Raw genomic sequence first — 13,396 nt, 5'->3', positions numbered from 1 at the left:
GCATTGTTTTTCAGGACGATTCAGATGCGTGCGGTTGATCGTCGCGGCAAACTGCTACAGTCGGCGCCGAACCAGTGGAGACGAGTGTGAACGCGGTTGCCGTCGATCCAATTGAGCATCGAAGTGCGGAAACGCGCATCGTCGAAGCATTGCTTGAACGCCGTCGTCTGAAGGACTCCGACCTGCTGCGCGCGCGCCAGTTGCAGGCCGAATCCGGCATGGGCTTGCTGGCCCTGCTCGGCCGCCTGGGCCTGGTGTCCGAACGCGATCATGCAGAGACCTGCGCCGATGTGCTCGGCCTGCCGTTGGTGGATGCACGCCAACTCGGCGATACCCCGCCGGAAATGCTGCCCGACGTGCAGGGCTTGTCGCTGCGCTTTCTCAAACAATTTCATCTGTGCCCGGTGGGCGAACACGATGGCCGGCTGGATCTGTGGATCGCCGATCCATACGACGATTACGCCATCGATGCGGTGCGTCTTGCCACCGGCTGTGCATTGTTCCTGCAGGTCGGTCTGCGCTCGGAAATCGACGATCTGATCGAGCGCTGGTACGGCCAGGGCCGCAGTGCGATGGGCACCATCGTCGAAACCGCCGATGGCGATGCCAACAGCAGCGACGACATCGAAGCGCTGCGCGATCTGGCCTCCGAAGCGCCGGTGATTCGCCTGGTGAATCTGGTGATCCAGCACGCGGTGGAATTACGCGCCTCGGACATCCATATCGAACCGTTCGAAAGCCGCCTCAAGGTGCGTTACCGCGTCGATGGCGTGCTGGTGGAAGGCGAAAGCCCGCCGGCCAAACTCACCGCCGCGGTGATCAGTCGCATCAAGATCATGGCCAAGCTCAATATCGCCGAGCGCCGCCTGCCGCAGGACGGTCGCATCATGTTGCGCGTGCAGGGCAAGGAGCTGGATCTGCGCGTCAGCACCGTGCCCACCGCGCACGGCGAGAGCGTGGTGATGCGTCTGCTCGATCGCGAAACGGTGGTGTTCGACTTCTACAAGCTGGGCTTTACCGAAGACTTTCTGCCGCAGTTCCGCAAGGTGCTGGAGCAACCGCACGGCATCATGCTGGTCACCGGCCCCACCGGTTCGGGCAAGACCACCACGCTGTACACCGCGCTGAGCCAGCTCAATACCTCCGACGTCAAGATCATCACCGTCGAAGACCCGGTGGAATACCAGATCGAAGGCATCAACCAGATCCAGGCCAAGCCGCAGATCGGGCTGGATTTTGCCAATGCGCTGCGCAGCATCGTGCGTCAGGACCCGGACATCATCATGATCGGCGAAATGCGCGATCTGGAAACCGCGCGCATTGCGATCCAGTCCGCGCTCACCGGCCATCTGGTGCTGTCCACGCTGCACACCAACAACGCCGCCGGCGGCATCACCCGTTTGCTGGACATGGGCGTGGAGGATTACCTGCTCACCTCCACCATCAACGGCATTCTGGCGCAGCGCCTGGTGCGCAAACTCGACCTGGCCAACGCCGAACGCTACCCCGCATCGCCGGAAGAAATCGAACGCTTCAACCTGCGCCGCCTGCAGCCGGAGGGCGAGATCTTCCTGTATCGCCCGCGTGCCTCGGCGGCCGCGCCGACCGGCTATCTGGGCCGTACCACCATTGTCGAATTCCTGGTGATGAACGACGAATTGCGGCGCGCGGTGATGCGCCGTGCCGGCATGGGCGAGATCGAACAACTCGCCCGCAAGGCCGGCATGCGCACCATGTACGAAGACGGCCTGTCCAAGGCCTTGCGCGGCGAAACCACCATCGAAGAAGTCTTGCGCGTGACGGAGGATGCGTGATCGGTGAAGTGACCGGGTGGTCGGGACCGGGGACCCGGGTCCGGGGACCCGGGAACAGCCAAGGCAAGTGCTTGGTCGTCGCTGTCGTATGCGCCGACCGGCGTGCTGCTGGATTCCAGTGCTGCGGTACGCCGCTTTCCCCGGGTGCCCCGTCCCGGGGCCCCGATCCCGGCCGTTCCTGATGCCCCTCTACCGCTACAAAGCGCTCGACGCCCACGGCGAAATGCTCGACGGCCAGATGGAAGCGGGCAGCGATGCCGAGGTGGCGCTGCGTCTGCAGGAGCAGGGCCATCTGCCGGTGGAAACGCGGCTGGCTACCGGCGAAAACGATTCGCCATCGCTGCGCATGCTGCTGCGCAAGAAACCGTTCGACAATGCTGCGCTGGTGCAATTCACCCAGCAGCTGGCCACCTTGATTGGGGCCGGGCAACCACTGGATCGCGCGTTGTCGATCCTGATGGATCTGCCGGAAGACGAAAAAAGCCGGCGCGTCATCGGCGACATCCGCGACACCGTGCGCGGCGGTGCGCCGCTGTCGTCTGCGTTGGAGCGTCAGCATGGGCTGTTCTCCAAGCTGTACATCAACATGGTGCGTGCCGGCGAAGCCGGCGGCAGCATGCAGGACACCTTGCAACGGTTGGCCGATTACCTGGAGCGCAGCCGCGCCCTCAAGGGCAAGGTGATCAATGCGTTGATCTACCCGGCGATTCTGCTGGCGGTGGTCGGGTGCGCCTTGTTGTTTTTGCTGGGCTACGTGGTGCCGCAGTTCGCGCAGATGTACGAAAGCCTGGATGTCGCGCTGCCCTGGTTCACCCAGGCGGTGTTGAGCGTGGGCTTGCTGGTGCGCGACTGGTGGCTTGTGCTGATCGTGGTGCCGGGTGTGCTCGGGCTGTGGCTGGATCGCAAGCGTCGCAATGCCGCCTTCCGTGCAGCGCTGGACGAATGGTTGCTGCGCCAGAAAGTGGTCGGCAGCCTGATCGCGCGGCTGGAAACCGCACGGCTGACGCGCACCCTGGGCACCTTGTTGCGCAACGGCGTGCCGTTGCTGGCCGCGATCGGCATCGCGCGCAACGTCATGTCCAATCTGGCGTTGGTCGAGGATGTCGCCAACGCTGCCGACGATGTCAAGAACGGGCATGGCCTGGCGATATCGCTGGCGCGCGGCAAGCGCTTTCCGCGATTGGCCCTGCAGATGATCCAGGTGGGCGAAGAATCCGGCGCGTTGGACACGATGTTGCTCAAGACCGCCGATACCTTCGAGCTGGAAACCGCACAAGCCATCGACCGTGCGCTGGCTGCATTGGTGCCGCTGATCACGCTGGTCCTGGCCTCGGTGGTGGGGCTTGTCATCATTTCGGTACTGGTACCGCTGTATGACCTCACCAATGCGATCGGTTGAGCGCGCGGGCAACGCGACTGCGCAGCTGCAAGGCGGGCGCAAGCGGGACTCGGCATCGGCATGCATCGCTCGTACACTCCATTAACGGCACGCGGCGCTTTTCATTAGGCGGCGTCTTCACAACAACATTCCGGTGACCGCACGACACCTACGCGGGAACCAATGCAATGGCCGCCGTGTCATGTAGTGGCGGCAGCATCCTTCATCGACGTGCAAGGAAATCGTTCATGATCAAGCGTTCCATCACCCGTAGTCCGTCGCGCGCAGGCCAGGCCGGCATGAGCTTGCTGGAAATCATCATCGTCATCGTGCTGATCGGCGCGGTGCTCACCTTGGTCGGCAGCCGCGTGCTTGGTGGCGCCGATCGCGGCAAGGCCAATCTGGCCAAGTCGCAGATCCAGACCCTGGCCGGCAAGATCGAAAACTTTCAGCTCGACACCGGCAAGTTGCCGAGCAAGCTCGATGACCTGGTGACCCAGCCCGGCGGCAGCAGCGGCTGGCTGGGCCCGTACGCCAAGGCGGTGGAGCTCAACGATCCGTGGGGTCACACCATCGAGTACCGCGCGCCGGGCGATGGCCAGCCGTTCGATCTGATCAGCCTGGGCAAGGATGGTCGCCCCGGTGGCAGCAGCTACGACTCGGACATCAAGTACCAATAAGTCCTCGCCATGCGCGTTGCGTGTCAGCCGTTGCGTCATCCGCATGGAGTCGGTCCTGGCCGTACCCGCACGCGTGGCAGCTCGCTGCTCGAAATGCTGCTGGTCATCGCGTTGATCGCGATGGCCGGCGTGCTGGCCGCCGCCGCATTGAACGGCGGCATCGATGGCATGCGCCTGCGCACCGCCGGCAAGGCGATCGCTTCGCAACTGCGCTATACGCGCACCCAGGCGATTGCCACCGGCACCCCGCAACGCTTTCTGATCGACCCGCTGCAGCGCCGTTGGGAAGCGCCCGGCGGCCATCACGGCGACCTGCCGTCGTCGCTGCAGGTGCGCTTTACCGGCGCGCGTCAGGTGCAGTCACGGGAAGATCAGGGCGCCATCCAGTTCTTCCCCGATGGGGCGTCCACGGGCGGTCGCATCGATCTGCAGGTCAAGGACGCGCGCTGGCGCGTGGACGTGGGCTGGATCACCGGCGAAGTGCGTTCGGGTCCGCTGCGGACGCCTGCGCCATGAAGCGGCAACGTGGTTACACCCTGATCGAGGTGATCGTCGCTTTTGCCCTGCTCGCCTTGGCATTGAGCCTGTTGCTGGGGTCGTTGTCCGGTGCGGCACGTCAGGTGCGCGCGGCCGATGACAGCACGCGTGCGACCTTGCACGCGCAATCGCTGCTGGCGTTGCAAGGCATGGACAAGCCGCTGGTGCCCGAGCAACAACAAGGTACGTTCGAAGCCGGGCATTTCCGTTGGTCGATGGATGTGCGTCCCTACGACGAACCACGGCGTAATCCGCAGGCGCCGGTGGCCCCTGGCGCGCACAAACTGCTGCAACTGACCCTGGTGGTGCGTTGGGGCGAGGCGCCCAATCAAATGCTGCAATGGCGCACCTTGCGCCTGGTGGCCGCCACCGCACAGGACAGCGCGCTGTGATTCGTTCGCGCAGCGCCGGCTTCACCCTGATCGAAGTGCTGCTGGCCACGATGCTGTTGGTCGGCGGGCTGGCCTTGGCCTTCGCCACATTGCGCTCGGCCAGCGCGGTGAGTCAGCGCGGCGAAGCGATCGCCCAGCGCAGCGAGCGTGTGCGTGCGGTGGAAGAATTCCTGCGCCGTCGGTTGGCTGCCGCATTGCCGCTGGCAATGAGCATCGACCCGCAAAGCCAGCAACCGATGTTGTTTGTCGGCGAACCGCAGCGCATGCGCTTTGCCGCCGATGTGCCGGATTACCTGGGACGCGGTGGCCCGTATCTGCACGAGTTGTCGGTGGTCGGCGATGGCGAGCAACGCACCTTGCAGATTGCATTGACCATGCTGCAATCGGGCAAGTCGATCGAGGAAGGCAGTAAATTGCCGCCGGAGCCGCTGGCGCAAGGCGTGCAGCAGGTGAGCTTTCGTTATCGTGGCATGGATCCGCAGAACGGCCGCCTGAGCGCATGGTTGCCGCAGTGGGAATGGCACGACCGCCTGCCGCTGCTGGTGCGGATCGAGATCCGTAGTGGCGACGCTGCATGGCCGCCGCTGGTCGTGGCGTTGCCGCAATCCAGCAACCCCGGAGCGGGGCAATGAGCCGGATACGTGGCGCTGCCTTGGTGCTGGTGTTGTGGTTGATCGCCTTGCTCACCGCGATGATCGGCGCGTTTGCGCTCACCGCGCGCGTGGAAGCCTTGCAAGGCACTATGCTGCGCAATGGCGCGCAGGCGCAGGAATACGCACGCGCTGGCCTGGAATACGCACTGTCCCGCTTGCAGAGCGCCGATACCCAGGCACGCTGGCGCGCAGATGGCCGACGGTATCGTTGGCAGATGGACGATGCCACGGTGGAGATCCGTATCACTGACGAAAGCGGCAAGGTGGATCTGAACATGGCCGAGCCGGCGCTGTTGGCCGGGCTGGTGCGTGCCGTGGGCGGCGAACAAGGCCGCGATACGCGCATTGCCGGTGCCATCGTCGATTGGCGCGATGGCGACTCGCTGAGCCAGCCCGGCGGTGGCGCAGAAGACCGCGATTACGCCGATGCCGGCTTGCCCTATGGCGCAAAGGACAGCCCGTTCGAAACGTTGGGCGAACTGCGTCTGGTGCTGGGCATGGACAGCGAGTTGTATCGCAAGTTGCTGCCCAACATCACCTTGTACAGCGGCCGCTCGCGGCCCGAAGCGCGCTTTGCGCCCGGCCCGGTGTTGACCGCAATGGGCCTGGATGCGCGGCAACTGCTGGCGCAGCGTGACGCGCCGCTGGGTTTGCCGGGCAGCGAGGCGACGGTCGGTGGGTCTGACACTTATAGTATCGAGAGCCGGGCGCGACTGAGTCAGGGACGCGAGGCTGTGTTGCGCGCGGTCGTGTCGACAAGCGCGTCCGCAGTACCGGGATCGGCCTACACCGTGTTGCGTTGGGAAGAGGGAGCAGCAGTGCAATGACCGCATGGCGGGACACCTTGGGTCGTATCGGCGTACGCGCCATGCCGGGAGCCGGAGGCTTCTGGCGTTGGTGGCAGCAATCGCTGCTGGCGTGGCTGCCGCAGCGCTGGCAATGGCAATTGGGCCTGTCGCAGGCGCGCCTGTTGTTGCAGCTCGATGGCGATACGTTGCAGTTGCTGCGTCAACGCGATCAGAGCCGTGAGGCGATCGCCAGCCTGCCGTGGCCGGTGCAGCCGCAGGAAGTCAATGGCGTGCTGCCGACTGCGCTGGATGGTCTGCCGCGGCATTGGCTGTTGCCGTCGGCGCATGCATTGCGGCGGCCGTTGCGGCTGCCGGCAGCGGCCGCCGCGCGGCTGCAGGATGTAGCGCGTTTCGAAATCGACCGGCAAACCCCGTTCACCGCCGACCAGGTGTATTTCGACGCACGCGTGCTCGACGTGCGCGAAGACGGCCAGCTGGATGCGGAACTGGTCGTGGTGCCACGGCGCATGATCGATGGCCCGGCCGGTGTGCCCGATGCCTGGGCCAACGCGCTGTCCGGCATCGATGTGGCCGATGCGCAGGGCGCCCCGTTGGGGGTGAACCTGCTGCCGCCGGCACGCCGGCTGCGACGTAGCGACCCGATGCAACGCTGGAACCTGCTGCTCACTGCCACCGCGGTGGTGTTGCTGGCTGTGGCCGGTTGGTTGCTGCTGGATAATCGCCGCCAGGCCGCCGACGATCTGCGCGCGCAGGTGCAGGCCAATGCCGCGCGCGCGCGCCAGGTGGCTGCCGAACGCCAGCAGCTGATGGATCTGGTCGAAGGCGCTACCTTCTTCCAGAAGCAACGCGCCACGCGCCCGACCTCGGTGGAAATCTGGGACGAGTTGAGCCGGCGTCTGCCGGGCGGTACCTATCTGGAAAAATTCTCGGTCGAAGGCGGGCAATTGCAGCTGATCGGTTTGAGCAACGAAGCCTCCTCGCTGGTGCGTCGCCTGGAAGGTTCGCCGCTATGGCGTACGCCGTCGCTGACCGGCGTGCTGCAGAGCGATGCCGGTCGCAACGTCGACCGTTTCACCATCACCGCCGAGCTGGCTGGCCCCGATGCGAAGGAGGCGGCCGATGCCACGCAGCGTTAAGCGCGATCGCTGGATCGCTTTGGGTCTGCTGCTGCTGGTGCTCGGCGTGGCATATCTGGTGCTGGTGCACCCGTGGTTCACCCAGCCGATGATCGCCATGCAGGACGAACTGCAATCGCTGCGCGAGCGCGAGCTGCGCGTGCGCGTGCAATTGCAGCAGGCGCCGCAGGTCAGCCAGCGGCTGCGCCAGGCGCGGCAGACGTTGGAAAGCCGCCCGGGCTTTTTGCCGGAAACCTCCGCCGAGCTGGCCTCGGCCGGACTGGTGCAGCGGCTGGAACGCGCAGTGGTGGAAGCCAGCCCCGGCAACCGCAGCTGTGCCATCAGTAACCGCTCGCCGCTGCAGCCGGAGAGTAAGGACCGCTTCACCCGCGTGGCGGTGCAGGTACGCTTGCGCTGCGGCACGCCGGAACTGGCTTCGGTGTTGTACAGCCTGGAAAACGGCACTCCGCGGCTGTTCGTGGACAACCTCAACGTGATGGCGCAGCGCTACCAACTCTCGCCCAACGAAAGCGGCAACGGCCTCGACATTGCGTTCGAGCTGGCCGGCTATCTGCGGCCCGGCGCCAGCGCTGCGCCGTTGAACACCGATGCCGCGCCCGCCGCCGCAGCCGCCGGGGAGGCCAGCAATGCGCCTTGACCTGATCGGTTTACGCACCTGGTTGCTGGCCACCGTGGTCGGCTGGGCACTGCTGGTGTGCATCCTGGCCGTGGCTGGCTTAGGCAAGCGCGTGGAACTGCTGCCGGACGACCCGGCACTGGTGCAGCGCCTGCCCACTCTGCCGGCGCCTGCGCCGGAGCGGTTGGGCGCCTTCGAAAAATATTCGGAGATCGCCGCGCATCCCGCATTCGCCGAAGACCGCCTGCCGCATCCGTTCTTCCTGTCCGGCACCGACGGTAGCGGCGCGGCCTCGACGGTGCGCCTGACCGGCGTGCTGCTGACCGAGAACTTCAAGATGGCCACGCTGACCCTGGACCCGCAGGATTCGGTGCGCGTGCAGCTGGGCGGCGACGCGGTCAAGGGCTGGCGCCTGCTGGCCCTGCAGCCGCGCAGTGCCACCATCGAAGGCCCCGGCGGCACCCAGACGTTGGAGCTGCACGTGTTCAACGGCCAGGGCGGTCAACCGCCGACCGCCAATGCCGCCGCGCGTGGTGCGCCGGGCACGCTCCCGCCATTGCCGCCGGTGCCGCCGTCGCCCGATGCCGCCGCGGTCGCGCAACCGCCGCAGCCGCAGCCTGGCACCCCGCCGGCGCAACAACCTGGCGGGCAAGCCCCGCCGACGGTGCCGCCGCAGCGCAGCGATGGCGCGCAGGAAGCTCCACGCCCCTCCGACGATCAGATGCGTGCCATCCGCGAACGTATCGAAGCCCGACGCCGCCAGCTGCAACAGCAGCGCCAGAGCGGCTCTACCCCCGGTCAGACCCAATGAGTGAACGCATGACGCCGCGCCTGTTTCCCGTGTCCCTGCTGATTGGCCTGTTGGCCGGTTGCGCCACCACTCCGCCGCCGGACGTGCGCCGCGACGCGCGCCTGGACCCACAAGTCGGCGCTGCCGGCGCCACCCAGACCGTTGCCGACCAACGCGCCGACGGCAATGCCGCCGCCAGCGCCAAGCCCAGCCCGGTGATCCGGCGCGGCAGCGGCACCATGATCAACCAGAGCGCCGCGGCGTCGCCGTCGCCTACGCTGGGCATGGCCAGTAGCGGCAGCGCCACCTTCAACTTCGAAGGCGAGTCGGTACAGGCGGTGGTCAAGGCAATCCTGGGCGACATGCTCGGCCAGAACTACGTGATCGCGCCCGGCGTGCAGGGCACCGTGACCCTGGCCACGCCCAATCCGGTTTCGCCGGCGCAGGCCTTGAACCTGCTGGAAATGGTGTTGGGCTGGAACAACGCGCGCATGGTGTTCAGCGGTGGCCGCTACAACATCGTGCCGGCCGACCAGGCGCTGGCCGGCACCGTCGCGCCCAGCACCGCATCGCCGTCTGCCGCACGCGGTTTCGAAGTGCGCGTGGTGCCGTTGAAGTTCATTTCCGCCAGCGAAATGAAGAAAGTGCTGGAGCCGTACGCACGGCCCAACGCCATCGTCGGCACCGACAACGCGCGCAATGTGATCACCCTTGGCGGCACCCGCGCCGAACTCGAAAACTACCTGCGCACCGTGCAGATTTTCGACGTGGACTGGTTGTCGGGCATGTCGGTGGGCGTGTTCCCGATCCAGTCCGGCAAGGCCGAAAAAGTCAGCGCCGATCTGGAAAAAGTCTTCGGCGAACAGAGCAAGACGCCCAGCGCCGGCATGTTCCGTTTCATGCCGCTGGAAAACGCCAATGCGGTGCTGGTGATCACTCCGCAGCCGCGCTATCTGGATCAGATCCAGCAGTGGCTGGACCGCATCGACAGCGCCGGCGGCGGCGTGCGCTTGTTCTCCTATGAATTGAAGTACATCAAGGCCAAGGATCTGGCCGATCGGTTGTCGGAAGTGTTCGGTGGGCGCGGCGGTGGCGGCGATTCCAACGCCTCGCTGGCGCCGGGTGCCGAGAGCAGCGTGCTCGGCGGCGCGCTGGGCAATCGCGACAGCAGCATGGGCGCCAGCTCCGGAATGACCGGAGGCAGCCTCGGCGAAAGCGGCGACAGCAGTGGCTCGGGCAGCAGTTTCGGTGGAAGCAGCGGCGTCGGTGGAAGCAGTGGTAGCAGCAGCGGTGGCCTGGGCAACGGCAGCTTGCAGCTCTCACCGCGCAGCAACGGCAACGGCGCAGTGACGCTGGAAGTAGAAGGCGACAAGGTCGGCGTGTCGGCTGTGGCCGAAACCAACACCTTGCTGGTGCGCTCCACGCCGCAATCGTGGGCGTCCATCCGCGACGTCATCGAAAAGCTCGACGTGATGCCGATGCAGGTGCATATCGAAGCGCAGGTGGCTGAGGTGAATTTGACCGGTGCGCTGAGCTACGGCGTTAACTGGTACTTCGAGAATTCAGTCAATGCAGCTCCTGGTCCCAACGGCACCGGCGGCGCGGGTTTGCCTCCGGCCGTAGGGCGTGGCATCTGGGGCGATATCGCCGGCAGTGTGACCGGTGCAACGGGCCTTGGTTGGACCTTCCTGGGCAAAAATGCTGCTGCGGTCATTACCGCGCTCGATCAGGTAACCAATGTCCGGCTGTTGCAGACGCCATCGGTGTTTGTCCGCAACAACGCGGAGGCAACATTGAATGTCGGTTCGCGCATTGCCATTAATTCCACTTCAATCAATACGGGGCTTGGCAGCGACAGTAGCTTTTCCTCGGTGCAGTACATCGACACCGGTGTGATTCTCAAAGTGCGCCCACGCGTGACTAAGGACGGCATGGTCTTTTTGGATATCGTCCAGGAAGTCAGCAGCCCGGGCGATCGACCCGCTGCGTGTACATCGGCAACTGCGACGGTTAATGCTGCAGCCTGTAACGTCGACATTAATACGCGCCGTGTCAAAACCGAGGCTGCGGTACAAAGTGGCGATACCATCATGCTTGCGGGTCTGATCGATGACACGACCACCGACACCAGCGATGGCGTGCCTTTCCTCAGTAAATTACCGGTTGTTGGTGCATTGTTTGGCTCGAAGGGAAAGAGCAGTAACCGCCGCGAAGTCATCGTGCTGATCACTCCATCGATCGTGCGCAACCCGCAGGAAGCGCGCAATCTCACCGACGAATACGGTCAGAAGTTCAAGGTCATGGAGCCGCTGAAACCCAGCCAGAAGCCGCAATGAGTGCGGCACTGCCCGTCGTGCTGGTGCCGGTCGGCACCGACGACGAGGCGCTGGATGCGTGCCTGGGCGCATTGGATGCGGCCACGCCTGCGGGCACGCGGGTGTGGCTGGCCGACGATGCGCAGGCCGGCCCACGCGGCCGCGCGGTGATCGATCACTGGCTGGCGCGGACGCAGCTGCAGGCGCATCACACCCGACGCCAGCGCATGCTCGGCGAGGTGGCGCATCTGGATGAAATGCTCGCCGCCTGCGGCGACGCCGACGTGGTGGTGCTGGGGGTGGATGCCTGCCCGCTGCCCGGTTGGTTGCGGCAGCTCACCGCATGTTTTGCGCGCGATGCGGCGATTGCCACGGCCACGCCCTGGAGCAATGTGGGCGAAGCCTGCAGCTGGCCGCGGCTGGGCGAACTCAACCCACTGCCGGATGCGCCAGAGCGGTTGGCCGCTGCCTGTGCGGCGATGCCGCCGCTGCATCCGGAGCTGCCCTCGGCGGTCGGGCACGCGGTGCTGCTGCGGGGTGCTGCACGGCGTAAAGCCGGTGGGCTGGATGCCAGCAGTTATGGCTCCTGGTATGCCGCGTTGGTGGACCTCAGCCTGCGCATGGGCGGGCTGGGATGGCGTAACGTGTTGTGCGACACCGCCTTCGTCGCCTCGCCGCACGAAGGCCGCCCGGCCGATGGCGACATGGATGCACTGGCCACCCGCTGGCCGGCCTGGCACGCGCGGCTGGCCAACTTTCTGATGCACGACCCCTTGCGTGCGCAACGCGACCAGTTAGGTCAGCTGCTCGCCGACCTGCCACCGCCGGACCCGCAACGCATGCTGTTCGACGCGTAGCGCAGCTGCCAAGTGGCATGCTCATCGCTAGGCGGGCGCAGCCGGTGTTCGGTGCGGCATGTAGCTCTCTTACAGTGCGGTTCCTTGAGCGCTGTCCCTTGCAAGCTGACGACTGCTCGCCGTGCGCTGAGTGCAGGGGTGTTGTCGGCCGCATCCTGGTGGATGCCGTCGGAAGTTCAGGTCAAACGCATCGGAAGTCTGGATCAAACGCTGAGTGGGTCGAGTGCGCGGTGCGCTCGCCGCTCGCGGGACACGCCGTGACCCCTTCCCTGGGGGCTCGGTGGCGGCATTCATGCCGCCACACGGTCCCGCAAGCGGCGAGGACACCGCACCAGGACGTTGGTCGGTAGCTGCGTAAAAGAGCTGGTCGTCTCGCGCGTCGCAGTGGCCTGCTGATGCGGATCGCACACACATGTGAGCTAGCAAAGTAGAAGCACATCATGCATTGCTTGCACCAAGCACACCGACCATCTCGACTGGTCCTTGCCCGCTCACCGTCGCGGGACCTTACGCGGCATGGATGCTGCGTAAGCGCTTACAAGGACGTCCTTGCAGCGTGTCCCGCGAGGGTGGGCGGGCAAGGGGCCTGCAGCCAGTCAGCAGATCAGCCGGCCTGCAGTAGACCGGCGTGACGTAGTTTTGTTAGCACCTCTTAAGAAGCCGACCGCATCGGCGCATCGGTGCGCACCACCACGTCCAGTGCGTCGTGACGCCAGGATTCGATATCCAGCTCCACCGCGCGGCCGTCTTCGGCAAAGCTGATCCGCTGCAGGCGGAAACACGGCGTGCCGGTGGTGGACTGCAGCAGGATCGCCTGGGTGGCATCCAGGCCGGCCGGATGCATCGACACCTGTGCGCGGCTCAGGAACAGCCCCAACTTTTGGTTGAACACGCTCGACAGCGAGCCGGCCATGTCGTGTTCGAGCAGGCCCGGTGCCCACGCTGCCAGCACGACGTTGGTTTCCAGCAGCACGGCGCGGCGGTCGATCCAGCGTCGGCGTTGCAGCACGAAGACGTCTTCATACGGCGTGTCCAGTCGCAGCGCTGCTGCAAACGCGGCGCCCGCGGCCTGGCGGGTGGCACTCAACAACTCGGTGCGTGGCTTGCGCCCTTGCGCGGCCACGTACTGCATGAAGCCGGCAATGCTGGTGGGGTCGTAGCGCACGCGTGGTGCGCTGACGAACCAGCCACGGCGGTTTTCGCGGTAGATGCGGCCTTCGGCTTCAAGCTGCTGCAAGGCTTCGCGCAGGGTGATGCGGGTGCAGTCGAAGCGCTCGGCAAGCGCGCGCTCCACCGGCAGGCGCTGGTCCGGGCCCCATTCGCCGGCGGCAATCTGCGCGGCGATGATTTCGGTGATGGCGTGCTGGCGCGACGCAGTCATGCGGCGCACCGCCAATCGGAGATGCGGGCCATGGGCGA

13 protein-coding genes and 1 other RNA gene are annotated in these 13,396 nt (G+C 65.6%); 13 read left to right on the top strand and 1 reads right to left on the bottom strand.

All coding sequences use genetic code 11. The annotated features are described in order from the left end of the window. The first annotated feature begins 86 nt into the window (after positions 1–86). From gspE to ABQZ00_RS16595, 13 genes are all read left to right on the top strand, one after another. Entirely contained in the window at positions 87–1,814 is a 1,728-nt protein-coding gene (gene gspE / locus ABQZ00_RS16655; protein ID WP_055850769.1) for a type II secretion system ATPase GspE, read from the top strand. Between the two features lie 181 nt (positions 1,815–1,995). Beyond that, complete coding sequence (xpsF, locus tag ABQZ00_RS16650) at positions 1,996–3,213, top strand: type II secretion system protein XpsF (RefSeq protein WP_115561277.1); 1,218 nt, start codon at positions 1,996–1,998, stop codon at positions 3,211–3,213. Between the two features lie 227 nt (positions 3,214–3,440). Further along, on the top strand, positions 3,441–3,872 hold the full coding sequence (gene gspG / locus ABQZ00_RS16645; protein ID WP_055850775.1) for a type II secretion system major pseudopilin GspG: 432 nt from the start codon (positions 3,441–3,443) through the stop codon (positions 3,870–3,872). A gap of 9 nt (positions 3,873–3,881) precedes the next feature. Next, positions 3,882–4,388 (top strand): type II secretion system protein XpsH, encoded by a 507-nt coding sequence (xpsH, locus tag ABQZ00_RS16640; protein ID WP_055850779.1) that lies wholly within the window; start codon positions 3,882–3,884, stop codon positions 4,386–4,388. Further along, a complete protein-coding gene (gene xpsI / locus ABQZ00_RS16635) occupies positions 4,385–4,801 on the top strand; it encodes a type II secretion system protein XpsI (RefSeq protein ID WP_055850781.1) in 417 nt (138 codons plus the stop codon). The genes xpsH and xpsI overlap by 4 nt, the downstream gene beginning before the upstream one ends. Further along, entirely contained in the window at positions 4,798–5,433 is a 636-nt protein-coding gene (locus ABQZ00_RS16630; RefSeq protein ID WP_115527069.1) for a type II secretion system protein J, read from the top strand. The genes xpsI and ABQZ00_RS16630 overlap by 4 nt, the downstream gene beginning before the upstream one ends. Further along, positions 5,430–6,281: a type II secretion system minor pseudopilin gene (locus ABQZ00_RS16625; protein ID WP_055850786.1), complete on the top strand. Its 852-nt coding sequence runs from the start codon at positions 5,430–5,432 to the stop codon at positions 6,279–6,281. Before ABQZ00_RS16630 ends, ABQZ00_RS16625 begins: the two co-directional genes overlap by 4 nt. Next, positions 6,278–7,399 (top strand): PilN domain-containing protein, encoded by a 1,122-nt coding sequence (locus tag ABQZ00_RS16620; RefSeq protein WP_323538727.1) that lies wholly within the window; start codon positions 6,278–6,280, stop codon positions 7,397–7,399. The genes ABQZ00_RS16625 and ABQZ00_RS16620 overlap by 4 nt, the downstream gene beginning before the upstream one ends. Then, positions 7,383–8,036, top strand: a complete 654-nt coding sequence (gspM, locus tag ABQZ00_RS16615) for a type II secretion system protein GspM (RefSeq protein WP_055850791.1) — start codon at positions 7,383–7,385, stop codon at positions 8,034–8,036. The genes ABQZ00_RS16620 and gspM overlap by 17 nt, the downstream gene beginning before the upstream one ends. Then, on the top strand, positions 8,026–8,826 hold the full coding sequence (gene xpsN, locus ABQZ00_RS16610) for a type II secretion system protein XpsN (RefSeq protein WP_323538728.1): 801 nt from the start codon (positions 8,026–8,028) through the stop codon (positions 8,824–8,826). Before gspM ends, xpsN begins: the two co-directional genes overlap by 11 nt. Next, a complete protein-coding gene (gene gspD, locus ABQZ00_RS16605; protein ID WP_323538729.1) occupies positions 8,823–11,141 on the top strand; it encodes a type II secretion system secretin GspD in 2,319 nt (772 codons plus the stop codon). Before xpsN ends, gspD begins: the two co-directional genes overlap by 4 nt. After that, positions 11,138–11,977 carry a glycosyltransferase family 2 protein gene (locus ABQZ00_RS16600; RefSeq protein WP_323514306.1) on the top strand — a complete coding sequence of 280 codons (840 nt, stop codon included), beginning with the start codon at positions 11,138–11,140 and terminating at the stop codon, positions 11,975–11,977. Before gspD ends, ABQZ00_RS16600 begins: the two co-directional genes overlap by 4 nt. Positions 11,978–12,035: 58 nt before the next feature. Beyond that, a non-coding RNA gene (locus ABQZ00_RS16595) (sX9 sRNA) lies at positions 12,036–12,127 on the top strand. 502 nt (positions 12,128–12,629) lie between these two features. Here the strand turns inward: ABQZ00_RS16595 and ABQZ00_RS16590 are convergent. Continuing rightward, positions 12,630–13,358, bottom strand: a complete 729-nt coding sequence (locus tag ABQZ00_RS16590; protein ID WP_323538730.1) for a UTRA domain-containing protein — start codon at positions 13,356–13,358, stop codon at positions 12,630–12,632. Positions 13,359–13,396: the final 38 nt, after the last annotated feature.

This window comes from Xanthomonas sp. WHRI 10204, assembly GCF_040202875.1.
Taxonomy (GTDB): Bacteria; Pseudomonadota; Gammaproteobacteria; order Xanthomonadales; family Xanthomonadaceae; genus Xanthomonas.
This window is presented reverse-complemented; position numbering and strand designations above follow the sequence as displayed.